The following is a 25,040-nucleotide window of genomic DNA, read 5'->3' as shown; positions in this document are numbered from 1 at the left end:
TTAAAGCATCTTTTTCAGATATTTGCCAGTGAACGAATTTGGCACTTTGGCAATATCTTCAGGCGTACCGCAAGCCACAACCGTACCGCCACCAATTCCGCCCTCTGGACCCATATCAATTATCCAGTCAGCTGACTTTATGACATCCAAATTGTGCTCAATAATAATCATACTATTGCCGCCCTCAACCAATTGCTGTAAAATCCCCAACAATCGTTTTACATCAGCAGAATGAAGCCCAGTGGTCGGTTCGTCCAGAATGTACATAGTTTTTCCAGTAGAACGTTTGGAGAGTTCCGTTGCCAATTTAATTCGCTGCGCCTCACCGCCTGAAAAAGTAGTTGCCGGCTGACCAAGTTTAATATAGCCAAGCCCAACCTCAACCAGCGTCTGAAGTTTACGTGCAATATTCGGCACACTGTCAAAAAATTCTGCCGCTTGATCAATAGTCATATCCAGAACATCAGCAATCGTCTTGTCTTTATACTTAATCTCCAACGCCTCGCGATTATAACGCTTGCCGTGACACTCGTCACATTGAACGTAAACGTCCGGCAAAAAGTGCATTTCAATTTTTATCACACCATCACCCTGACAATTTTCACAGCGACCGCCTTTAACGTTAAAACTAAATCGTCCAGATTTATAGCCTCGAACGTTAGCCTCGGGTGTACTGGCAAAAAGCTCGCGAATCGGCGTAAAAATTCCAGTGTAAGTCGCCGGATTAGAGCGCGGCGTTCGACCAATTGGCGACTGATCTATGACAATCGTCTTATCAAGCAGATTCACGCCTTCTATAGCGTCGTGCAACCCTGGTGCTGTCGTTGCGCGATTCAGCTCCGCCGCCAATTCCCGCGCCACAATATCATTCACAAGCGTCGACTTTCCGCTACCAGAAACACCAGACACTACAGTCATCAAGCCCAAAGGAAACTCCACATCAATGTTCTTAAGATTATTTTCGCGAGCGCCACGAACAATCAACTTTCTATCTTTCACAACTTTACGACGCTTTTTCGGAACGGCAATTTTTTCCGCCCCAGATAAATAGCGACCCGTTATACTATTCTCATTTTTCGCAACAATTTCAGGCGTCCCCATCGCCACTACTCGACCGCCATTCACACCAGCTCCCGGCCCCATATCAACCAGAAAATCACTCTGACGAATCGTGTCCTCATCATGCTCAACCACCAGCACAGAATTGCCTAAATCACGAAGGCGCTTCAGCATATCAATCAACTTGTCGTTGTCACGTTGATGAAGTCCAATTGACGGCTCGTCCAGCACATAAAGCACGCCCTGAAGTCCAGCGCCAATTTGCGTCGCCAAGCGAATTCGCTGCGCCTCGCCACCACTAAGCGTGTTAGCTGCTCGACTTAGTTCCAAATAGTTCAGCCCAACATTACTCATAAACGCCAAACGAGATTTAATTTCCTTCACAATCAAGCGAGCAATCGTCATTTCTTGCTCGGTCAATTGAAGCTTATTATCAAACAAATCCAATGCATCATCGACACTTAAATCGCACACGTCAACGATATTCAATTCATGAACCGTCACCGCCAAAACCACAGGTTTCAGGCGCGCGCCTTTACAGGCATAACAATCCCTCTCGCGCATAAATCGCTCAATATCTCGTCGCATAAAATCGCTATCAGTTTCCTTCCAGCGTCGCTCCAGATTAGGAATAACACCCTCGTAAGTCGTATCATAATGCCGACCGCCGCCCAAATCAACGCGATATTTTTGGTCGCCAGTTCCGTATAATATTTTATGTTTAGCATCATCAGAAAGCTTGCCTACGGGAACTTTCAAGCTAAATCCGTGAGCTTCAGCAACAGACGCCAATCGCTTCATATTCCAAGCGTCAGAATTCATTCGATTATACGGTCGAATTGCGCCTTCGGAAATTGTCAAATTGTTATTAAAGACCAATTCTGGATCAACCTCCAGCCTCGACCCCAAACCCGTACACACAGGACAAGCTCCTTGCGGCGCGTTAAAACTAAACAGTCGCGGCTCCAGCTCTGGGATATCGACATCAGGATGATCAACACAGGCGTATCTCTGCGAAAATGTCTTCACTTCATCACTGTCCGCGTCCAAAACCTCAATAACCCCCTGGCCTAAGTCCAGTGCCTGCTCAACGCTCTGACTCAATCGAGATCGCATTTCTGCTGTCAACACCAACCTATCAACCACCAACTCGATGTTATGCTTGTAACTTTTTTGCAGCTCCGGAAATTCATCCAGCGCGTACACCACGCCGTCCACGCGAACCCTGGCATAGCCAAGTCGCTGATATTGCTCCGGAATATGCGCAAACTCACCTTTTTTATTCTTAACAATTGGCGCCAATAGCAGAATTCGCTTATCAATAAATTGTCGCAGAATCTCGTCAATAATCACCTCAGTCGTGCGACGCGTCACTTCATTGCCACAAATCGGACAATGCGGCACGCCAATTCGCGCAAACAAAAGCCTCAGATAATCATAAATTTCTGTCACCGTAGCCACGGTCGAACGCGGATTGCGACTGGTCGACTTCTGGTCAATTGAAATCGCCGGGCTAAGCCCTTCAATCGAATCAACATCAGGCTTATCCATCGTACCCAAGAATTGACGCGCATAAGAATTCAAGCTCTCCATGTAGCGACGCTGACCTTCGGCGTAAATCGTATCAAATGCCAGGCTGGATTTCCCAGACCCACTAAGCCCCGTAATCACCACCAGCTGATCTCGCGGAATCTCAATATCTACATTTTTCAGATTGTGCTCACGAGCACCTTTAACACGAATTACCTCTGCCATAACCGCTATATTATACAGGTTTTTGACAATTTTTTCCAGTCCAAATATCGACGCAAATCAGAGTTAAAACACATTACGCTTATGATTGCAAGTCAATATCTTATTTGCTACAGTTAGATCTATGAGAAAGCTGGGCGTTTACTTAATTATGATCATCGGAGCGATACTACTCGCGCCTTTTGTAATTGACCAGCTATTTTTCTTCTTTTTCTTAGGAAAAATCCCATTCACGAACATCAGCCTGCCCGCAATTTTAATGGTTATTTTCTGGGCAATTATCGTACCGTTGGCAATCATCCTCAGAGAATCACTTTCTGTCCTGTTTTGGAAGTTCATTGACATTGCCAGCGAAATCGCGCAACGACGAATCAACAGAAAAATCCGCTACTTTACACCAAACCAAAAAAGCGAACTTATTTTATTGTCAATTTATCTACTTTCCAGTATGAAAAAGAGTGAGCCTTATGATGAGATTGAATCTCAAAAGCTCGCTCCGTCTATGACCTAATTTTTTACAGTCGTTTTCTCAATACCAGCACACCAGCTGCGACAGCCACAACAGCTAATCCGCCAACTACCCAAACAGAGTTTCCTGTTTCTGCAAGAATTCTTGAGGGTTTTTCTGGTTTTTTATTAAAAGTGGACGATGATGATGTTGTAGCGGTTGAAATACCCGAAGATGAAGAGCTTGTGGATGGAGCGGCAGCTCCGCTCGCGCCTGAGCCGGCACCGCCAGGGGTTACAGGTGGAGGCGTTGGTAGAGTTGCTAGGCGATAGATATTGTTATCTGGCGATACAGCCAATATCTTGTGACCATCAGCCGACATGGAGATAGATGCCGCAGAAGAAACCACCTCATCGCCCCATTTCTGCCAAGTTTCACCCCCATCCGTAGTCACAACAACCGGTACAGCTGGAGTACCATCAAATGTAGCAAATATTTTTTACCGTCGTTACTAATACCGCTCAACACAACATTACGTATGTCGTTTATAGGATACTCGGGCAACATAACCCAGTTAGCGCCACCATCTACAGATGTGTAATAACCATCAAACACGCTTTTGCCATTAGGACTAAAACTAGTACGATCAGCAAAACGTCTAACTATAGACCAAGTCATACCGTAGTCAGTAGATTGCCGCAGCGTGCGATCACTATTCCGGCGAGTCATCTTTCCGCCATTAAAGACATAATCGGGACACTCCCCTCCTTTCGGCACCCAAGTATTGCCGCCGTCGGTAGATACGCTCATAGGGTCCGTATGGGCAGTTACGCTCCCACACATAGCCAACGTGGAGCCGTCTGGACTCATCAATACACGCGCGGTATCTGCAACGAACTGATTACGCTTAGTCCAAGTTCGACCGCCATCAGTAGAGACGTAGATAGCATTTTCACCATGCTTCCCCTTTACGACCAGCCTAGAGCCATCGGAGCTAACTAGCAATCCATTCGCACCTTCTGGCGCAGCGAAAGTACTCCAACTTGCGCCATCGTCCGCAGAAACCAGAAGATTAACACCGATACCAGATAAATTTTTCCGCAAGACAAAAAGCTTTGAACTATCCAGACTGACACGCGACTCCGAAATATTCCCCTGTCCAGGTATGGTTATATCTCTCCATGTATACTTAGGCGATTCCTCTGCTCTGACTAAAGGCGATAAGGCTGCCAATGCTGATAATGCAAATACAAACACTAAGGACAGCATCCCTCTGCATACTACGCGTTTTCTGTTCTTAATTAACATCCGCTCCTCCATTTTTTTGTTTTTCTATGCGAAACCATCTTTCTGATTTTAGCATAACCATATTTCAAGCGTCAACAGAAGGCAAGACCGATTCCAGCCATAACTGCAATTCTTGCAAAATAAACTGCTGTTCATCAGTCGCGCTAGGTGCCAATCGTTGCAGAGATTTCATAAATTGCGGCAGTTGCGCCTGTAAATGCTCAGTGCGCCATTCTTCCCATTGTCGCAACTCATCTTCGCTCAGCAAATTAGGAAAACTTCGCGCTTTATAATGCAACAATAGTGGCGACAATCGCTCATCCTGAAATTCCGGATGAAAGTCAGCCAACTCTCGCTCACCGGCATTACGTACGGCTTCAACGCGAACTCGATCGCTATTATCCAAAAACCCATCGTATAATTGCGCTTCTGGATCGGTCATTTTCTTAAACTCTGGCTTGTTCTCAAATATACTACGCAACTTTTCAGCAAAATCTGGATGAGAAAGTAAAATATCTTGGTGCTTCTGTACGGTTTCCGCATCCAGAGAAATCTTCTTCCAGCCATCGCCCTGAGTTAACACGCCAAGTGGCGAAACTGCTGGGCAACGATTATATTGCAATTCCTTAACTGGCAATTTAACGAAATCCTCAGCTTGCCTTTCTTCCCACGTTGCAAATATCTTCGCCGACAATTCCTCAACGCTCAGATCAACAAACGGCGTCGGATCATAGCGCAAATCATAAACAATCACGCCACCGTTTCGGCTCGTAGTTAGCGGAAAAGCCACGGTCGTTTTGGCAAATTCTTTATCATATCGACCACTCGCGTAAACAAAAGGTTTTTTATCGTCGACATTCACCAGTTTCTGCACCAATTTCTTATCGCGCATCTTCAGTAAATAGTCGTACATTTGCGGCTGATTCTGCTTAATCAATTTAGTTACAGCAATCAACGCGGTCACGTCAGCCAGCGCATCATGCGCGTTCTCGTGCTCTATTCCGTTGGCTTTCGTGATGAGCTCCAAGCGGTTGCTCGGCTCACCTTTATCGTCAATCGGCCACTCAATTCCCTCAGGTCGAAGCGCCCTGGTTAAGCGCACCACATCCAACAAATCCCATCTGGATCGACCGTCTTTCCAAGTCCACTCGTATGGATCGTAAAAATTCCGCCAAAACAAATGACGAATAAACTCGTCGTCAAAACGGATATTATTGAAACCAACAGCAATCGTATCAGGCGTAAATATTTCCTCGCTTAACATACGCGCAAATTGAGCCTCAGTATAGCCTTCTTCGACAGTTTTTTGCGGCGTTATGCCCGTCACCATCAACGCATCAGGACTCGGCAGCGTATCGTCATTTAGTGTCACGAGAATGTTATACGGTTCGTCAATCGGTTGCAAATCCATATCGGTTCGCTGACCGGCAAATTGCATAATTCGATCTTGTCGAGGATTAAGACCACTAGTTTCAAGGTCATAGAAGAAAAATGTTTGCGCCATATTTATATTATATCATCAAGCTCACGCTAATTTACGCAATTAAAAATCTATTGCTCGACCAATGTAAACGGCATAGATTCGCCAATCTGAATCAGACTTTCACCAGTCGCCCCCTGACGCAACAATTCGTGAGTAATTCCCATTTTTCGCATAATATCTCGCAAGCGATTAACAGATTCAAACTGATCAAAGTTAGTCCGACGAGCAAATTTTTCAATCTTAGCGCCCGTAACAATAAACTCAATCTTCTCATCTTCATCGTCAGTCTCATTAGATTCAGCGTCAGAAACACGCCTTACAGACCAAGCATCAGAAACAACCTGATCGTCCAGCGAAATTGTCGGCAAATCTTCCTCTTTTTCATCAACAATTTCAGCTTCACGCTCTCGATACCCAGCAACTTCATCACGCAACATTCGTAGAAGCTCGGTCACTCCGTCGTGTGTCTGAGAAGAAATCGCCACGACCGGCGCGCCATTAGCTACTTTTTGAAGGGCAGTCGACTGCATAGCAATAATCTCATCATCTAAGCCTTCGCATTTGGTCAGCGCTATTATCTCTGGGCGCTCCGCTAATGATTCAGAATATTTTTCCAGCTCGCGACGAATTGCCTGATATTTCTCCGCCGGGTCATCACTATACACATCAATCATATGAAGCAGCACGGCCGTTCGCTCGACATGGCGCAAAAACTGATCACCCAAACCTTTACCTTCTGACGCACCTTCAATCAACCCCGGAATATCAGCGATCAAAATCGATCCATCGTCAACATCAGCCACTCCCAGATTAGGCGTCAAAGTCGTAAATTCGTAATTAGCAATCTCTGGACGCGCATTAGAAACCACACTTAGAAACGTCGACTTACCGGCGTTCGGAAAACCAACTAAACCAACATCGGCCAATAATTTCAATTCCAATTCTGCCTCGAATTCCTCACCAGCCTCACCAAGTTCAGCAATTTTAGGCGTTTGGCGCGTACTAGACGTAAAGTGTGCATTTCCAAATCCACCGTCTCCACCACGAGCCACCACCGCCTGCTGCTGATCTTCAGTCAAATCCGCAATTACCATACCGTCGCGCTTCACTAGGGTGCCCATTGGCACCTTAACAATCAGCGGAGCGCCGCTCTTCCCTCGCTTATTACGTTTTCCGCCATCACCACCTTTTTCGGCTTTAAGCTCCGGTTTATATCTAAAATTCAAAAGCGTGTTAAGATCTTTCGTCGCCAAAAAAACAATATCACCACCACGACCACCATCGCCGCCATCAGGACCACCCTTATCGACGTATTTCTCATGACGAAAACTTACTACACCATTACCGCCCCTGCCGGCGCGCACTAAAACTTTTGCAATATCTACAAACATATCTTTAGTATACCAAAAAGCACCCCCGAGAGATAGCGGAGGTGCTAATATTAACTAGTTCTAGTGGATATATAGATAACCGCCTGCACCGTTGAGTGTACGGTGAGTAATAATTCCATAACCTGCGTAGTTCATGTCGCTAACGTAAACCACACCGTTTTCAACTCGCTCAACAATACCAACGTGACCATAATATCCGGCAGTCGTCTGGAATATGGCACCAGGCGCTGGCGTATTATTAACTACGAATCCAGCGGCACGAGCACTTGTAGCCCAAGTATTAGCATTACCCCAGAAACTACCAATCGGACGACCAAGCTGCAAACGACGCTCGTATGCATACCACGTACAGTTACCTGCCGCATAGCGGTTACCGACAGAAGCAGTCAACCAACTTCGACTTGCGCTCGTAGTAGTAGACGATGCTGAAGAAGAATATCGGTTACCATAAGACGAACTTCGTGGAGCGACATAACCAGGTCGCTCATTTTCTGGAAGCTCACCTCCAGGCAACACAATCCTAGAGCCAGTAGACAACTTAGCGCCGTCATCGATGTCATTGTATAGGACAACACGCTCAGCGCTCGTCTTATACTTTTCTGCCAGAGATTGGGCAGTATCGCCGTCTTTAACAGTATAAACAACACCGTCAACAAGAGGCACGACTAGAGTCTTATTCGGCTCTACAGCGTCCGAAGTTGTATTATTAGCCCAACGAAGCGTCTGAGATGAAATCTTAAACTTCTTAGCAATAGACTCCATTGTATCACCCTCTTTGGTCACGTAAGACGAAATACCACGAGCCGCCGAAGTGTCCGGCTTAACGATATCAGGTTTTGTTATAACTTCTGCATCATTCTGAGAAAGACTCTTCTTAATTGTTAGTGAAGTTTCAGACTCGCGTAAATCACCAGCCGAAGGCAATTCCGCCGTTTCCGCCAAGTTAGTTACAGCATTAGCTGCTGCTAATTCATCTACTGAAGCTGTTTTAGACTTAGCAGACTTAGATGCCGATGAAACACCAGTAGTTTCAGATGATGCCAAAGTTTTTGATCTTTCAGCGGATACATTACTACCACTATTGCCGTAGATCAAAAATGATATAGTCAATAAAAATATTCCACCGTAGATTGCAAATGATTGCAGTTTACGTTTTTTACTCCGAAGAGATGTAAAATGGTTACGAATAATCGTTCTCCTTGCGCCAATGTTACCACTAGCACCTCTACCAAATTGTCTTTCTTCTCGCAATAGAACAGGATATGTTGTCGACCTAATTGATTATTATTATTCTACATTAGTTTTGCTATATCCGTAGCGACAATTTTGGCAGGTCATTTATCGTAATTCACCTCTGTTGATAAATTAGACAAATGATCTAACATCTATTTTACACAACATTGACAATAAAGTCAATAAATTTTATAAAATGCGTTTTTTGTCAAGAAATCTGGCACTTCTTTTGACAGTGGGCCTTGACATTAGCCTCGTGCTCTTCGTTGGTTTTGGCAAAATACGTAATATCATCGTCGCCACTCAGGAAATATAGATAATCAGAGTTTATCGGGTCGGCAGCGGCGTTCAACACACTCAAACTAGGCGAAGCGATTGGTCCAGGAGTTAAGCCTTTTTGAATACGTGTATTATATGGCGATTTAAGGTTCGGCGAGCGCTCTACCCCTGTTTTGTCAGCAATATATTGATACGTTACATCAGAGCCCAACGGCATATTGGCTTTCAGGCGATTGTAAAATACACTAGCAATCTTACGCTGATCCTCGCAAATTTTCGCACCAGACCCACAGCCAATCGATTCGCGCTGAATAATCGACGCTAGTGTTATCCCCTGATACAAAGTCAGTCCATGAGCTTTAAATTTCTCCTCCAGATTATATTTCTTAACAATTTTCTCCAAATGATCAATTGACCGCTGCAAAACCTGTTCTGCAGTTTCGTCTGGGGAAATATAGAATGTTTCACCGTAAATATACCCTTCAAGCCCAGCATTTTCCGGTCTACCCGCAAAAACTGGACTGTCATACTTAGCGGCAAATGCCTTTTTTATCTGATCATCTGAAAATCCCGCCTTAAGTAGTACAGATTCAACCTCTCTACCGTCAGAATTCTTCATTTTTTTATTCAAAGTCGATCCAGGATAAAATGTTATAGCAATCTCATCAGTTTTACCGCTGGTCAAATGATTAATTATCTCATCGACAGATTGCGAAGCTTTTACAGAATAAACGCCAGCCTTGAATTTACTTGCCGAATTATGAAGCCTTGTGTAAATAGAAAATGCTAAAGAGTTTTTGATAATTTTATTATCCTCTAAAGTTTTGGCGATATCACTAGACCCCATACCTTCTTTAATATTGATTCTGAAGGTCTGCTGACTATTTATGTCGACAGGAGAAAGCATCTGCTTGTACCACACTGTTGCCACAAGGGCGCTGACTCCAGCGATAGCCACAACTATTGACAACACCAACAACCAAATACGTCGTTTACGAATTTTCATAATTCTCCTCCAAAAAATCCTGCAAAATTATACTAGCAGCCTCCGCATCAATCTCGCCCTTATCCTTAATTTTATTCCCCAATCTCTGCTCAGCCTGCACACTCGTTAAAGATTCGTCCTGAAAAACGATCTCCGTATCAAGCTCAATGTCTTCAAATTGCTTAACAAACTCTTCCACAAATTCCGTCTGCTTTGTTGGCTCACCAGATTGATTTCGCGGATAGCCCACCACGATCGTATCAATATCGTGCCTCAATACTAGCTCTGTTATTTCCTGGACGATATTTTCTTTATTCTCCAACCAACCAAACGGCACGGCGATCTTCACTTGCGAATCCGCCATGGCCAAGCCAATTCGCCGCGATCCAACATCCAGCGCTAAAAAGTTTTTACTTGACATCTTTTATCTTAAATTCGACATTAATCTTATTGATATCTTTTGGAACAGATTTAACCCAGAATGGCGAGAATTTAACATCGACATCTTCAACGCCTTCGATAGATTCAATAGCAGACTGAACCTCTCCGTAGCTCTTGCCTTTGGCTTGATCCTTTACGCTCGCTTCTTTAATATCCGGACCAACCTTGCCATTCGTAGTTAAGCGCACAGTCTGTGTATTATGCGCCTTAGAAAATTGCGAGAACGCAACCTTGCTTACTCCATTGTCATAAATTCTCTGCGACTTCTTACCAGAAATCTCCTCTTTAAGCTTTGCTTCCACAAAGTTCTTTAGCTCATTCTTATCAATAGCTAACGCGCTGGCGGTAATTGTCGATTTTAGAGTTACAGCTCCAGTCGCTTCGCCGTCTACCGCTACACTTGAATTAGGATCTGATCGATTTTCAACGTAGCTTTCCGTTATAACCGTTGCCGAATCGCCGAATGATGACAACAATTGCTCTTTTAATCCATCAATCTTCTTTTCACTCAGCTTGCTTTTTGCCGATTCTATATCACTAGCCGTCACAACCGTTGCAGTTTTATCGGTGCCGCCACTAGTAGCAGACCGTAGCGACGCAGAAATGTCATCAACCGAGATACTCATACTGCCAGTGGCTGCATTATACTGAGCCCCGCCCTCACTGGCGGTAATTACGCCAGAAGCAGAACCCGGGCAAATATATCCTGGACAATTACGCTGATAAGAGCCGCCTGGAACAGTCACAGAAGAATTTAAAGTATAAGATAGTCCGCTATTTTTCAAAATTGTACCAGCTGCAATAGTAACACTATCTGGGGAAACATTCTTAAAAACCACTACTCCAGTAGCTTTTTCTCCGACATTCTTCTTACCCGTAGCAGAAAATTCAACACTAACTTCCTTTGCTAATTCTTTCTTTACAGACTTAATGACATTAGATTTTGCGCTTGTAGTGGCTGTTTCATTCAAGCTGACGGTATCACTGACTGTCATACTAGTAGTCTTTGCCGAAATAACGACCGTGGCATGTGGAGCAAACCAAATTGCCCAAACCAAAAATACAATCAAAAGTAAGGCGCCACCGCCTATCAATAAGAACTTCTTACGGAATGTATTAAAATCAGGGACTTTTGGTTTTTTAACCATCTTTTTCAGAGAGTCCAGCCCCTTAGACTCCTTCTTGTTTGCGTCAGCTATAGCATCATCTACGGCAGAGTCTTCATCGGATTTCTTTGATCTTTTCGCAGAATCCGCCATATCTCCAACCGCCAGCTTGCCGCCATCAATCACATCATTGTCGTCATCAACTTTCAGAACTGGAATCTCCGCAATTTCTGGCTTACTCTGAAGTGTTTTTGCTATAGGAATTTTCGCCGTTGCCGCCAATCCAGCCAAAACCGAATCATTCGTGATTAATACAATTCTCTTATCCGCCGAAGTTGCCGCCCGAGCTAGCAATCGAATATTGACCGCACTCTGTAAAACGCCAATTCTTCGAGGCGGCACCAACGCAATAATCCTCTCTTTCGACGCCTTAATCTTACTGATTATTGTCGTAATATCGTCTTCTACATCGATATAAATAACGTCTTTATTCATTTTAAATCTTTAATAACCTATTTACTTTTTCAACTAAACTATTACCGTCTTGACTACCGATAATTGTATCATATCCAACTCGCAACAAGCCCATTGCGGTTACAAATGTGTGATCGCTAATATCTCCGGTTTCGTCAACTATGCCTGTAATATCGCTTGGATTGATATATTGAACTACTGGTTTCTTAGTAAAAGGCAAATCCTCTGGCCAGCGTCGAGTTTTTAGAGCTTCAGTAATTTTTTGCAAACTCGATCCGCCGCCGCACAACAAAATCCTATTCGGCAAATAGTCGACATTATCAAAATCGCTCAGCGCCAATTCAACGCCCGATAGCCAAACTTCCAAAGTCTTGTCGATCGCCGCGTCAACTTTTTTCTTTACGCTAGGCTTCAAATTCTCATTGTCAATATTCAATTTCAGCTTTTCTGCATCTTTGAAGCTTAAATCCAGGTCGGCCGCAATAGTTCTAGTGAAACTTCGTCCACCAATACCAAACATCTTTGTACCTTCGACTCCACCGTCATTAACAACTGCAATATCCGTCGTGCCGCCACCAATGTCCGCTAGAATTGCCGTGAAATTGCTATCTGTATCCGACCCCAAAACGCTCCTGCTCACCGCAAATGGCTCGGCGGCCACAGCCACCAAATCCAGCGCAAGCTCGTCCGCGACCTTCTCCAGCGCGCCGATATGAACCATCGGAGCAAACGCCGTGTAAATCTGCACCGCCACGTCTCGCCCCTGAAAACTAATCGGATTCGAAACTTTATAGCCATCAATATGAATACTCACCAGCGCCGAGTTGACCAATTTCACCTCAACATCTTCATTGCCAGTTTCCAGCGCAATTTGAGCCTGAGCTTTTCCCTGGGCGCGCTCCTGAACTTTCTCAATGATAAACTCCATCTCGGCAATGTCTAGTGGCTTGTTTGGCTGCGGCCTGCGATAGCGAATAGTATTCGTAACACCCTTAACTAGTTCGCCCGCAATACCAATAACTACTCGCTTACCCTGAACACCGGCTTGATCTTCAGCTTCAGACAGAGCCTCTTCGCAGTTTGCTACAACACCAGCAATATCAGCAATTGCACCACTGTGCATATCACCCATTTCCTGCTGTTTTCGACCAACGCCGATAATCTTCAGCTCGTCGTCTTTAACTTCGGCGATCAATGCCTTAACCACTTCCGTACCAATATCTAAACTAACCAATAGCTCGCGACTATCTTTATCAGACTTCTTCAACATGTCTTTCAATGCCATATAAGAAATATTATATAACGCTTGTGATTTTAGAGCAACAGTTAATTATCTATCTTAAAACAGCCTTGATTCGACGAATTCCAGCCGAACTAGATTCTTCTTTGGTGATTTTGAATCGCTTGCCATCTTCAGCCAAAATTCCAGTGTGTTCGACGTGTGGGCCGCCGCAAACTTCAAAGCTGACAATATTATCATCCTTACCAATAGAATACACCTTAACTTCGTCGCCGTAACGCTCACCGAATGCACCAATTGCGCCCATGCTCAATGCCTCATCGGTCGGATATACAGCAAAGCCAACTGGCAAATCTTCATCAATCCAAGCATTAACTTGATCTTCAACCGCCTGTTTTTCTTCTGGCGTCAATTTATCGTGATTAAAATCAAAACGCAATCGATCGGCGGTAATATTGCTTCCGTGTTGCTGTAAATCTGGCGCATTCAAAACCTTGCGTAACGCCGCACCCAACAAATGTGTCGCCGTGTGATATTTCAGATGAATAGAGTCGTGACCTTCCAAACCGCCACTAAATTGCCCCTTACGAGCCGTCTTAGAGCGCTGCCGTTGCTCATCCATTTTCTTAGCAAATTCCTCGCGCCAATTGTCCGAAAGTTTAATTCCTTGTTTATACGCCTCTTCCGTACTGAGCTCCAACGGAAAACCGAAAGTGTCGTACAAAGTGAACAATTCTTCACCAGTCAAGCCATCATCAATGTAGCGCTGCATTTGCCGCAAACCTTTTCTCAAAGTCTGGCGAAAAGCTTTTTCTTCCTTAACGAGGATAGCAATTATATTGTCGCGATTATTCTTCACCTCTGGAAAATCGGCTTCGTACAAATCAGCAATCGTCGGCACAACTTCTTGCAGGAAATTCTGCTCGATCCCCAAATCAAAACTATAGCGAATCGCCCGACGGAGCAGACGACGCATTACATAGCCCTGCTCTTTATTACTTGGCACACACCCATCAACCGCCATAAATGTCGCAGCCCTCAAATGATCAGCAATCACTCGCATACTTTCGGTGTGTGAAGCGTAATCCTTGCCGCTCAGATCTTGTAGCTTTTCAATAATCGGCCAAAGCAAACTAATCTTAAAGACGTCAGGATCATTATTTGCTGCAGCTGCGATTCGCTCAAGTCCAGATCCATGATCAATATTCGGCTTATCGAGTGGCTCAAATTGCCCCTCAGCAACTTTTTTATATGCCATAAATACGTTATTGCCAATCTCCATAAATCGACCACAATCACAGTTCGGATGACAATTTTCACCAAATTCTGGATCATGCTCAATGAAATCAAACTCATAAAACATCTCACTATCCGGACCACACGGATCACCAACCGGAGTAGTTTCTGGACCGCCATTACGACTCCACCAGTTTTTGCTGCCGTCATAAAAGAAAATTCTTTCACCTGGATTTACGCCACGCGCCGCTCCCTGCTCTTCGCTGCCGATATCCGCCATTTTTGCATCAATGCCCTTTTCTGCAAACTTTTTCTGCCACAATTTAGCCGCTTCAACATCTTTATCGATATTATATTCCGGCGCACCAATAAAACACGTTACGTACAATCTCTGCGGATCAAGACCAATTTCCTCAGTCAAAAACGTCCACATCCAGCCAATTTGTTCTTCCTTAAAATAGTCGCCCAAACTCCAGTTTCCAAGCATCTCAAAAAACGTCGTATGGCGATTATCGCCAATGTCGTCGATGTCCTGCGCTCGCAAACACGTTTGAGAATCGGCAATTCTCTTACCTTCGGGGTGCGCCTCACCAAGCAAGTACGGAATCATCGGCTGCATTCCGGCACCCGTAAATAAAGTCGTCGGGTCATTAGTTAAAATCAACGGCGCACGCTCAACAACGGCGTGACCCTGTTTTTTATAAAATTCAAGATATTTACTACGTATTTTTTGGGCATTCATGAGTGTAATTATACCATAAAATAACCCCACCTTACAGATGGGGTTTATAGATCAAATCGCCAATCTTAACAAATTATTCAGCTACTTCTTCAGCTGGTTCTTCTTTTGGTTGATTCTTGCGAAGTTTTTCTGGATTACGGATGGCTTTGTGCTTGTCAGTTGAAACTTCCTTAACCCACTTTGGCAACTTAACGCCAGCTTCTTTCAATAGCTTAACTACGCGCGGTGTTGGCTGTGCGCCATTGTCTAAATATTTCTGAGCCAATTCAACTTGGATATTTGATTCTTTAGTGTGTGGATTGTAGCTACCTACATAAGCGACTACACGACCGCTTGATGGATGACGATGTGCTTCTTGTACCGCCAAACGATATACTGGATAACCTTTGCGACCCAAACGTTGCAAACGAATTGCTAGCATAAAATTAATTCTTCCTTTAACTCTACGTTTTATTATTCCTTACTTTAGAACAGTTTACACTATTTTTCCCATAACGTCAATCTGTTTTCACGATTCCGCCACCCAAACATTCGTCGCCGTCATATATTACCGCAGATTGACCCGCGGCTACGGCACGCTCCGAAGCAGAAAGTTGCACAATATCTCCGTCAATTTTCGCATCAAATAAGGCACCTCGATGACGCAGCCGAACTTGCACATTCCTATCTTTATGCGGCGCTTGGTTAATCCAATGGATATCCGCCAGTCTAAGTTCTTTTCGCCACAAACTTTCATTATCAATTGAGCGCGACACGTAAACCTCATTTTTCTCCATATCCTTACCCACAACATAATAAGGCAATCCACCGCCGACGTTCAGCCCATGACGCTGACCGAGTGTATAGAAAATTGCGCCGTCATGTTTACCGACGACAGATCCTGTCTGCTGATCAATGATATTTCCTGGCGCAGTTTTAACATATTCCGACAAAAACTCACGAATTCCAACTTGCCCAACAAAACAAATTCCCATTGATTCCTTTTTGCTAGCCGTCCACAAACCACGCTCTTTCGCCATTTCGCGAACTTCCGCCTTAGTAAAATCGCCCAGCGGAAATATGGTTTTTGACAAAGCTTCCGAAGTCACTCGATATAAGAAATACGTTTGGTCTTTATTGTCGTCACGAGCGCGTAATAATTTGGCTGACGAAGACGATTCATGAGCAACACGCGCATAATGCCCTGTCGCAATATAATCTGCTCCAGCCGCCAACGAAGCCTCCAAAAATATCTTAAACTTCACCTCTTGATTACACATAATATCTGGGTTTGGCGTGCGACCCGCTTGATATTCACGAATCATGTAATCGACAACGTTTTGCTTATATTCTTTCTGGAAATCAAAAACTCGAAAATCAATATCCAAGCCGACCGCCACACGCTTGGCGTCAGCAACATCTTCTGCCCACGGACAATGCATTCCAGGAAGATCTTCCGACCAGTTTTTCATATAAACACCCGTTACGTCATAGCCCTGCTCAACCAAAAGTGCTGCAGCCGCAGAGGAATCCACGCCGCCCGACATTCCAACAAAAACTTTCTTACTCATCTGGACAACCCCAGGGCGAATAGCCCAATTCTCATTAATTCACCCATTGCCAGCCACCAGCCCCACGGAGTCAACCACCACCACGAGCTCCAGTTTTTATCAGAAGCAACAGAATGACTTCGAATCTTCACATCGTTAAATTGCGCTGAAAATTCGAGTTGCGCCCGACGCATATGATAACCACTTGTCACCAAAATCACATCTTCAATTTTTCGTGAATCGACAATCTTCTTCACTTCAGTGGCGTTTTGTCTGGTCGTTTCGGAAGACTCGTCCATAACAATGGCTTTCTCAGGAACTCCACTATTAATCGCCCGCTGATACATAGCCTTAGCATTAGATGGGCCAGTCTTATCGGCCGCCGCGCCCGACACAACAATCAGCGGCGCCCAACCTTCTTTATACAGTTTAATAGCCTCGTCGGTTCGCGCATTCGTATCGCCACCACTGACAACAACTATCGCATCAGCCTTACGACAATCACCCTCGCCCACGCTTTGACATTTACCCAAATCATTCGGCGACAAATATGCGCTAAGCCCAAAAATCACCAAAGCAGCAAAAATAATCAAGCCAACTAGTTTATGAATCATCGACGAGCCCTCTTCATTTCCGCTTGCACAGCCTCAATGATAAATTCGCCAGCTCGCTTTACATTCTCGTCATCGTTCAACTTGCCTAAGGTAAGCCTTAGACTTCCGTCAATCTCTGATTCGCTCAGACCAACACTCGCTAGTACATGAGAACGCGTTCCAGAATTAGCCGCGCAAGCACTACCTGTAGCCACTAAAACCCCGCGAGATTCTAATAAAAACACCAATCTTTCAGCATCAATTCCAGAAAATGATATATTCAAAAAACTCACCAAACTTTTTTTCATATCTGATGATATCAACATATCAGGAAAAGCCCGCCTCAAATCTTTTACCAACTCTTCCCGCAACTTTCGCAGTCGCTTCACTTCGGCGGAACGTCGTTTTTGTGCCAATTCCAAAGCCGTCGCAAACCCAACCACGCCAGCAACGTTTTCAGTTCCGCTGCGCAACCCCAATTCTTGACCACCGCCAAAAATATTAGCTTTCAATGTGATGCCAGGTCGCACCCACAATAAACCAACTTGCTTTGGGCCGTAAACTTTCGCCGCAGATAATGTCAATAAATCAACACCCAGCCTTTTAATCTTCACGTCAATTAAAGCCGCCGCCTGCGAAGCATCTGTATGAAAAATCAACGGTAAAGGTTCATCATTTTCTTGGCGCCTTAGTCGCTCAGCTTTTACAATTTCCGCAATTTCTTCAATTGGCTGGATGTAGCCTAGCTCATGATTCACCAGCGCAACACTAACAAATCCAACATCTGGCGTTAACATTTTTTTAACCGTGTTCGGGTCTATTCGTCCATTTTTCATTGGCGGAATTAACTTCACTTCCGAACACGCTTTTGCAGAGTTGATCACCGAATCATGCTCAATTGCCGAAATTAAACTTACGCCATTTGCTGCATTGAACGCCAAATTGACAGACTCAGTTGCTCCAGCTGTCATTATTAATTCGTCAGCCATCACGCCCAAGCAGCGCGCCAGCCGAGCCTTCGCGTCTTGATATTCACGCTTTGTAAATATTGCCGGAGCGTAAGGACTAGACGGATTGAAAAACTTTTCAGAAAAATATGGCAACATCGCCTCAATCACCAATGGATCCATTGGCGTGGCAGCAGCATGATCAAGATAGATATAGTCTTTATTCACTTTTTTATTATATCAAAGAGGCTGACCGGTTTGCGGATCTTTCTTATACAATTGTCGAGAAACTCGCTCGTAATATTCCTTAGTTGCCAAGACAAAATTCTGAAGCTCGTCGCCCTCCAAGTAACTATAGCGATAATTCGGCTGAATCTTCAAAATTCCCTTTGGTTGAACTTCATAACGCGTAGTCAATTCTTGCCGGCCACCCTTACCGTCAGCAACTTCTTCATACCAAATCCAAGTATCTTTATCTAAATTAAAAAATTCTCGTCGCGCAACATACGCCGGCTTCTCGCCAAAAATTGTTGCGCCAATTTCACTTTCCAATTGGATTAGCTCGCGCTCGGTAAATTTCTTTAATGGACGATCTTTTTTACGGAATTTCAATAAAGACACCGCGTCGCTATCATCAGCAAAAACCAAACTTCGTACTTTTTTCAAAAACTCAGTCACTTATTGCACCTCGTTAGCTTTAGTTTTTCGAAGATCTGCTAACATATTGCCAATTTCTTTCACAGACTCAACAGGATCGGTAGGCTTCTCATTTTCACCAAGCACCTGTTTACAAAAATCAACCGCCTCATTATTAGGGATATTCGCTTTAAGATTATTTACGTCAAACGCAGTCTTCCCCAATTCAGGGTTCACCTTAGAGTTATAGCGCTGCTCGGCATCAGAAAAAATAGCGGCAAGTTTTTCGCGAGCTTCTTTTTCGCGAGCTTCAATTTCAGGTGTTTTTATAACACATTCCGGCGTACTATTCATTTTCTCCACTTTCAAATGCCAAAAAGTTCTTTTGTGTTGTGAAGAGTAGCTTGGATTAAAACATCAAAATCAATATTTCGCTGCTTCGCCCAATATTCAGCCACCAATCTCACATATTCTGGCTTGTTTATATTACCACGAAACGGCGCTGGTGTCAAGAACGGCGCGTCAGTTTCTAGCAATAATCTCTCCAGCGGAACCGAAGCGAACAATTCTTTCTGCAATTGATCCTTTGTGAATGTACTAATTCCATTAAGTCCAACATACAAATTTCGCGAAAAACCTTTTTCTAAATTATCACGCGTATCTGTAAAACTATGCAACACGCCGCGAAGCCCGTGAAAATTGTCAAAAATTGGCCAAAAATCATCCCAAACCGACGGCTGATCCTTCGCGCCATCGCGAACATGAAAACTTACCGGCAAATCATAATCTATTGCCATTTGAAGTTGTGTTTCCAAGCCTTCAATTTGCGTTTCCCGCGGACTGTTATTGTAATAATAATCAAGCCCAATTTCACCAATTGCCACAATCGGAGAATTTTCCGTCTTATTCTCCAGCAAAGTTTTGACATCTCCCCAGCCATCTTTCGTATCGTGCGGATGAACGCCAATTGCCGCCCAAGTAAACTTATGATTCGCGGCAAATTCCACAGCTTGGCGGCTACTTCGCTGGTCAGTACCGACACAAATCATGCCAATATTCGCCTCGACCGTTTCTTTGTAAAACCTCTCACGATTGTCCGTAAAAAATTCTGTATCGTGCAAATGACAATGCGAATCTATCAGACGTAAGCCCTCAGTCGCACTTTTCTTATCAGCCTCAATCATAAACTATTTAACCTGAGATTCTGTTTTCGGAGCGCGTGGATCTGGCGTGTGAATATATTTGCGCGGGAACAAAGGCGTCAATTCTGACGGCACGACACCACTAGCAAACATATCATGAATTTTCTCGGCAGTTTGCGGCATAAATGGACGAAGCATGTCGGACACTTGCAACAACGTACCGCAAGCGTGCGCCAAGATCTCACTCAAATGCGACTCTGCTTCTGGATCTTTATCACGATTTTTAGCGACTTGCCAAGGTTGAACTCGCTCAATATATTGATTCAAAGAGCGAACAATTAGCCAAATTTCGTCCATTGCTTGATCGAACATATAACTTTCCATCGCCTGACGATACGGTCCCATATCGTGCTCTGATTGTGGAGCGTCGCCAATAACGCCAGCTTGATAACTCTGCACCATTTTAGCGACTCGCTGAACCAAATTGCCCAAATCATTGCCAAGCTCACCATTATACGCAGCTTCAAACTTTTCCCAAGTAAAGTCGCCGTCATCCTGTGTTGGTACGTGACGCAAGAAATAATATCGAAACGCCTCAGCGCCGTAATCTGGAATAATATCGGCTGGACCAACACCATTTCCGAGACTCTTTGCCATTTTCATTCCGCCAGAATTGATAAATCCATGGACAAGCAATACTTTCGGAAGCGGCAAATCCAGCGCCATGAGCATTGCTGGCCAAATACCAGCATGGAAACGGAGAATGTCCTTGCCAATGACTTGCACGTCAGCCGGCCAAAAAGATTGCCACTCTTCTGGACGATCAGGATAACCGATAACCGTAATGTAATTGCTCAAAGCGTCTAGCCAGACATACATGACTTGATTGTCATCGCCAGGAACCGGCACGCCCCAGCTAAGATTTTTACGCGGACGAGAAACCGACACATCTTTCAAGCCATCTTTCATCAATTCCAAAAACTCTTTTTTACGGAATTCAGGCACGATTCTCATTTTATTCGACTCAATTGCCTGACGAATATTGTCTGAAAAAGCACTGGTCTTAAAATAGTAATTTTCCTCACTCAAACGCTGATACGGCGTCTGGTGATCTGGACAAACCCCATTATTATCGGCAGCTTCTTTATCCGTAACGAAAGCTTCGCACCCCTGACAATACCAGCCTTCATACGAACCTTTGTAAATGTAACCAGCCTCAACGAGTTTCTGCCAAATATATTGCACCGCAGCAACGTGATGCGCGTCAGTCGTTCGAATAAAATCCGTCACTGAAATATTCAGCTCGGAAATCATATTCTTAAAATTAACGTGCGTCTGATCGACGTATTCTTGAGGCGTTTGATTTTGACTGGCAGCTTTGGCGGCAATTTTATTGCCATGCTCATCCACGCCGGCTTGAAAACGAACTTCGCGCCCGTTCTGTCTGGAATAACGCGCCCACACATCCGCCAACATATAGTCCATGGCATGCCCAATGTGCGGCAAGCCGTTTACGTAAGGGATAGCGGTAGTGATGTAAGCGTGTTTCTTAGTCATAGGTAAATTATAGCAAATTTAACAGATCATGACCAATGATAAAGGGCGCTAATTGATGTGATATAATTATAATCACAATTTATTAGGAGGGGAGTTATGAACAAACTCATAAAAAACTTAACCGTAGCCGCAGCTATTAGCATTGCTATAATCGGCGTCTACACACCAGTAACAGCAAGCGCCAACGGAGGAAGCTGGCAGAGGGATTCAGTTGGATGGTGGTACAAAAATTCCAATGGAAGTTACCCAAAGAATGATTGGCAACGAATAGATGGCAAATGGTATTACTTTGACGGACGCGGATATATCACGCATAGCAAATGGGAACGTATAAAGGATTATTGGTACTACTTTAATACCAGCGGACACATGACAGAAAACGCCTGGGAAATGATTGGCGACAAATGGTACTACTTTGACACTAAGGGTCACATGCTATCCAATCAATGGGTCGGCGACTACTACGTCGGCAGAGATGGTTACATGTTAAAGAACACTATTACACCAGACAATTATGTAGTTGGAGGCGACGGAAAATGGGACAAGAGGTTTTCAAGAGAATTAGCAGAGAAAGCTAAAAACCGAAACCTATATAGGTCCGATATTTCCAAATATAGCGAAGCTTATAGCATAACCTTTGGAAAAAGAGATGAATACAATACAGCACTTCAGCTAATCGAGACAATTTACCCAGAATACAACGCTGTAGATAACGCGAAAAGAGCAATTAAAAAAATCGTAGACAACCAAAACAGCTCTAACAATCCTGGAGAGTTCCGATACTCAAAATATTTAATGATACAACTCCTTACTGACCGTAAAGTCAGTGAAAACAGCCACAGTACTTACATGTTCTCAGAAGAAGAGGTTAATAAGGCTTTTGCGGCACTGAGAAGCGAAATCGACTTTTCTAAATTCTTTAAAGATCAAGCTATAAAGAGCCTACAGAATATAGAACACGTGTATACCATCTCATCAAAAGTCAACTACGAAAAATACCTCGCAGCTAAAAGATTCACTAAAGAAGAGATTGACAATGCCTTTAATACAGTAAAAATTGACTTTGCATATAACGCTCAACGACAAGCAGAAAGACTACTGAAAGATTATATGTCTGAATCTTCAAAATTGCGCATCATAAAATGGCTGCAGAATGAGGACCACTTCACTAAAGAAGAGGCAGAAGCAGGAGTTAATCGGCTAAATTACGACTTCAAGATAAATATACGCAATTGGATGAATAGACACTACATAGATAACGACAGCTGGGAGTGGGCTAAACTGTATTCAAAGAATAGCATAATACGTCATCTGACAGATAGTGATGAATTCGTAGAATCAGAAGTTCGGGAAGTGCTAGCAGAATACAATATTAATTATACCGAGCGGGCACGACTACAAGCTATAGACATTCTGAAAAATGGAAAATATAGTAGAAGTAACTTGATAAAAACTCTTATCAACTATTATAAGTTCACCGAAGAAGAAGCCACCAACGCCGTTAAGGATTTAAAGCACGAGAATTTGACAGATTAATTCAGTCTTTTGGCGTAAAGAACGACTCAGTTTAAAACCACTGAGTCGTTCTTATTTAATTCCGCCACTCTTTCAGTAGCCTCTTCCAATCTTCAATCGCCAAATCTTCAGCGCGAGCATCTGGTGAAATTCCTGCATTTTTCAGCAGTTCTTCCGCCACACTCTTATTAATTCCCAACCCACCGCTCAGGCTAGAGCGCAGCTTCTTGCGCTTTGCAGAAAATCCAGCCTTAACAATGCGGAAAAAATCCCTCTGATCTTCCGAAGCGATCAAGGGACTATTGCAAGTCCTCAAAACTACAACCTGCGAGTCAACCTTTGGTGGTGGCGTAAAAAACTGCCTAGGAACTTCAATATCCAACTCCGCTTCGGCAAAAATCTGAACGCTCACAGACAGAACACTCATATTTCCAGGATCTGCCGCAATTCGCTCGGCAACTTCTTTTTGCACCAACAGCACCGCGATGCTCGGCTTATTTTCCGCGGTCATCAATTTTTCAACAATTTTGCTGGTAATGTAATACGGGACGTTAGCTACGACTTTGTAATTTTTTGGCAATTGATTCAGATCAAACTGTAAAATATCTTCATTGAACACTTCCAGGTTTTTGCCAGGAAACTGCCCTGGTAACTTGCGTGCCAAATCTGCGTCAAATTCCACGGCGATCACCGAATTAGCCCGAGCCAATAAACGACTAGTCAAAGTGCCTAGTCCTGGTCCAATTTCCAGTACAACATCATCGCCCGTCAATTCAGCCGCTTCAGCAATATCTGCCAAAATCTCCGGATCCTTCAGCCAGTGCTGTCCGAGCGATTTTTTTGGTCCATGAGAAGAAGCCATTTAGCGCCCATCTCCATTCGTCCAGTCAGTCGCCAAGTCGAATCCGTGCGGATGTTTGGCTGCAAATCCACCGGTATCGTAAACCTTGCCCAGACCCATGCTGGTCTCAACCACCGAACATCGTGGATAATTGCCATAATTGGCCGCCACCAAAATATAACCATCCTTATCAACCTTCGCGCCGTCCGCCCGCACTGTATAAGTACCGCCGCTACCACAAGCTTTTATCACAATATTCATCGGCAAGTCATAATACGTTTCACGATGCGCCACGCCCTTAGAATCGGTAAATATCTGCGCGCCCTTGCTTTTCGTCAATGGATTTTTTGGCTTCGTGCCAATTATTTCAATCTGCTTCTTTGGCTGCTTTGTGATTTCGCTAGCAACTTCCTTACGACTAATCTCGCTCTCATTCTCTACCTCAACCTGATAAGTCACCTTCCGCACACCTTTTTCCCCAAGCTGCTTAACACTCTTAAATCCAATCGGCTGAGAATCGTCCTTAATCTGCTCAATATCAAAATTAACATCAGCTTCTTCGGTTATCGTTCGCTGTTTTGATCGCTCAATCTTCATTACCAAACTCACACCGTTCACCAAAAGATCGTCAGAATTCGTAAAATGCGTCTTATCTTCGCGATATAAAGTAAGCCCAGCAGCCTTCGCAATCAAAGCTGGCGTCTGCTCGGCAGTAGTTACCTTTAGACGCTTATTTCCATCAACGATTGTTATTGGACGAGCGCGGAAAATATTGACCTGGTATTTTGCACCTGTCAATTCCATATCAATATTTGGCTCAACCGCGTCAATCTTTTCGTCAATCGTAATCTTAGCCGCACGCAAGGCCTGCCGAACGGTCAATGCATTTGTGATAATCGTCTTTTCTTCACCACGATCATAAATACGAACTAAACGCTCACCAGAAGTCTTTCCGTCAGCAAACGAAATCATTGGAGTCGCAATCGCAACTAACACGGCTAATCCAATAATTTTTCCAAAAAATAAACCTTTTGCGCGCATAATCATATAATAACTCGTTAACCTAGTCAAATAAATTATACCAAATTAAGCACTTTTTATCTATAGACTGTAACCGACTTACG

Annotated in this window: 23 protein-coding genes; 2 read left to right on the top strand and 21 right to left on the bottom strand. The window is 44.0% G+C overall.

Going from position 1 to position 25,040, the window contains the following annotated elements; all coding sequences use genetic code 11:
* Window positions 1-2,814 carry an excinuclease ABC subunit UvrA gene (gene uvrA, locus LRM42_RS00165; protein WP_243816306.1) on the bottom strand — a complete coding sequence of 938 codons (2,814 nt, stop codon included), beginning with the start codon at window positions 2,812-2,814 and terminating at the stop codon, window positions 1-3.
* 121 nt (window positions 2,815-2,935) lie between these two features.
* Between uvrA and LRM42_RS00160 the strand changes: the two genes are divergently transcribed.
* Window positions 2,936-3,322, top strand: coding sequence for a hypothetical protein (locus LRM42_RS00160; protein ID WP_243816305.1), 387 nt, complete (start codon window positions 2,936-2,938; stop codon window positions 3,320-3,322).
* A gap of 4 nt (window positions 3,323-3,326) precedes the next feature.
* Here the strand turns inward: LRM42_RS00160 and LRM42_RS00155 are convergent, their stop codons facing one another.
* The 18 genes from LRM42_RS00155 to metG form a co-directional block, all read right to left on the bottom strand.
* Complete coding sequence (locus LRM42_RS00155; protein ID WP_243816304.1) at window positions 3,327-3,713, bottom strand: hypothetical protein; 387 nt, start codon at window positions 3,711-3,713, stop codon at window positions 3,327-3,329.
* Window positions 3,710-4,363 carry a WD40/YVTN/BNR-like repeat-containing protein gene (locus LRM42_RS00150; protein ID WP_243816303.1) on the bottom strand — a complete coding sequence of 218 codons (654 nt, stop codon included), beginning with the start codon at window positions 4,361-4,363 and terminating at the stop codon, window positions 3,710-3,712. The genes LRM42_RS00155 and LRM42_RS00150 overlap by 4 nt, the downstream gene beginning before the upstream one ends.
* Before the next feature lie 268 nt (window positions 4,364-4,631).
* On the bottom strand, window positions 4,632-6,050 hold the full coding sequence (sbcB, locus tag LRM42_RS00145; RefSeq protein WP_243816302.1) for an exodeoxyribonuclease I: 1,419 nt from the start codon (window positions 6,048-6,050) through the stop codon (window positions 4,632-4,634).
* Between the two features lie 47 nt (window positions 6,051-6,097).
* A complete protein-coding gene (obgE, locus tag LRM42_RS00140; RefSeq protein ID WP_243816301.1) occupies window positions 6,098-7,420 on the bottom strand; it encodes a GTPase ObgE in 1,323 nt (440 codons plus the stop codon).
* Between the two features lie 60 nt (window positions 7,421-7,480).
* Entirely contained in the window at window positions 7,481-8,671 is a 1,191-nt protein-coding gene (locus tag LRM42_RS00135; RefSeq protein ID WP_243816300.1) for a CHAP domain-containing protein, read from the bottom strand.
* Window positions 8,672-8,861: 190 nt separating this feature from the next.
* The gene (gene mltG / locus LRM42_RS00130) at window positions 8,862-9,938 is read right to left on the bottom strand and encodes an endolytic transglycosylase MltG (RefSeq protein ID WP_243816299.1); all 1,077 of its coding nucleotides are present in this window, start codon (window positions 9,936-9,938) and stop codon (window positions 8,862-8,864) included.
* Complete coding sequence (gene ruvX, locus LRM42_RS00125) at window positions 9,925-10,338, bottom strand: Holliday junction resolvase RuvX (protein WP_243816298.1); 414 nt, start codon at window positions 10,336-10,338, stop codon at window positions 9,925-9,927. Before ruvX ends, mltG begins: the two co-directional genes overlap by 14 nt.
* Window positions 10,328-11,959: a baseplate J/gp47 family protein gene (locus LRM42_RS00120; RefSeq protein WP_243816297.1), complete on the bottom strand. Its 1,632-nt coding sequence runs from the start codon at window positions 11,957-11,959 to the stop codon at window positions 10,328-10,330. Before LRM42_RS00120 ends, ruvX begins: the two co-directional genes overlap by 11 nt.
* Before the next feature lies 1 nt (window position 11,960).
* Window positions 11,961-13,223 carry a cell division FtsA domain-containing protein gene (locus LRM42_RS00115; RefSeq protein ID WP_129636425.1) on the bottom strand — a complete coding sequence of 421 codons (1,263 nt, stop codon included), beginning with the start codon at window positions 13,221-13,223 and terminating at the stop codon, window positions 11,961-11,963.
* 49 nt (window positions 13,224-13,272) lie between these two features.
* Window positions 13,273-15,156, bottom strand: a complete 1,884-nt coding sequence (locus LRM42_RS00110) for an alanine--tRNA ligase (RefSeq protein ID WP_243816296.1) — start codon at window positions 15,154-15,156, stop codon at window positions 13,273-13,275.
* A 73-nt stretch (window positions 15,157-15,229) separates the two neighbouring features.
* Entirely contained in the window at window positions 15,230-15,577 is a 348-nt protein-coding gene (gene rpsP / locus LRM42_RS00105; protein ID WP_129743694.1) for a 30S ribosomal protein S16, read from the bottom strand.
* Between the two features lie 76 nt (window positions 15,578-15,653).
* Entirely contained in the window at window positions 15,654-16,706 is a 1,053-nt protein-coding gene (mnmA, locus tag LRM42_RS00100; protein WP_243816295.1) for a tRNA 2-thiouridine(34) synthase MnmA, read from the bottom strand.
* On the bottom strand, window positions 16,703-17,299 hold the full coding sequence (locus LRM42_RS00095) for a YdcF family protein (RefSeq protein WP_243816294.1): 597 nt from the start codon (window positions 17,297-17,299) through the stop codon (window positions 16,703-16,705). Before LRM42_RS00095 ends, mnmA begins: the two co-directional genes overlap by 4 nt.
* On the bottom strand, window positions 17,296-18,453 hold the full coding sequence (locus tag LRM42_RS00090; protein WP_243816293.1) for a cysteine desulfurase family protein: 1,158 nt from the start codon (window positions 18,451-18,453) through the stop codon (window positions 17,296-17,298). Before LRM42_RS00090 ends, LRM42_RS00095 begins: the two co-directional genes overlap by 4 nt.
* Before the next feature lie 12 nt (window positions 18,454-18,465).
* Entirely contained in the window at window positions 18,466-18,903 is a 438-nt protein-coding gene (locus LRM42_RS00085) for a hypothetical protein (RefSeq protein ID WP_243816292.1), read from the bottom strand.
* The gene (locus tag LRM42_RS00080; RefSeq protein ID WP_243816291.1) at window positions 18,904-19,215 is read right to left on the bottom strand and encodes a hypothetical protein; all 312 of its coding nucleotides are present in this window, start codon (window positions 19,213-19,215) and stop codon (window positions 18,904-18,906) included.
* An 11-nt stretch (window positions 19,216-19,226) separates the two neighbouring features.
* A complete protein-coding gene (locus LRM42_RS00075; RefSeq protein ID WP_243816290.1) occupies window positions 19,227-20,045 on the bottom strand; it encodes a TatD family hydrolase in 819 nt (272 codons plus the stop codon).
* Between the two features lie 3 nt (window positions 20,046-20,048).
* A complete protein-coding gene (gene metG / locus LRM42_RS00070) occupies window positions 20,049-21,560 on the bottom strand; it encodes a methionine--tRNA ligase (protein ID WP_243816289.1) in 1,512 nt (503 codons plus the stop codon).
* Window positions 21,561-21,656: 96 nt separating this feature from the next.
* Here metG and LRM42_RS00065 point away from each other — a divergent pair, with 96 nt between their 5' ends.
* Window positions 21,657-23,096, top strand: a complete 1,440-nt coding sequence (locus LRM42_RS00065; protein ID WP_243816288.1) for a hypothetical protein — start codon at window positions 21,657-21,659, stop codon at window positions 23,094-23,096.
* Window positions 23,097-23,151: 55 nt separating this feature from the next.
* Here the strand turns inward: LRM42_RS00065 and rsmA are convergent, their stop codons facing one another.
* Window positions 23,152-23,937 carry a 16S rRNA (adenine(1518)-N(6)/adenine(1519)-N(6))-dimethyltransferase RsmA gene (gene rsmA, locus LRM42_RS00060; RefSeq protein WP_243816287.1) on the bottom strand — a complete coding sequence of 262 codons (786 nt, stop codon included), beginning with the start codon at window positions 23,935-23,937 and terminating at the stop codon, window positions 23,152-23,154.
* Complete coding sequence (locus LRM42_RS00055) at window positions 23,938-24,957, bottom strand: resuscitation-promoting factor (RefSeq protein WP_243816286.1); 1,020 nt, start codon at window positions 24,955-24,957, stop codon at window positions 23,938-23,940. It abuts the gene before it with no gap.
* Window positions 24,958-25,040 lie beyond the last annotated feature (83 nt).

The sequence above is a fragment of the Candidatus Nanosynbacter sp. TM7-075 genome (genome assembly GCF_022828255.1).
GTDB lineage: Bacteria > Patescibacteriota > Saccharimonadia > Saccharimonadales > Saccharimonadaceae > Nanosynbacter.
Note: the sequence above shows the minus strand (reverse complement) of the source record. Positions and strands in the feature narration are given on the sequence as shown.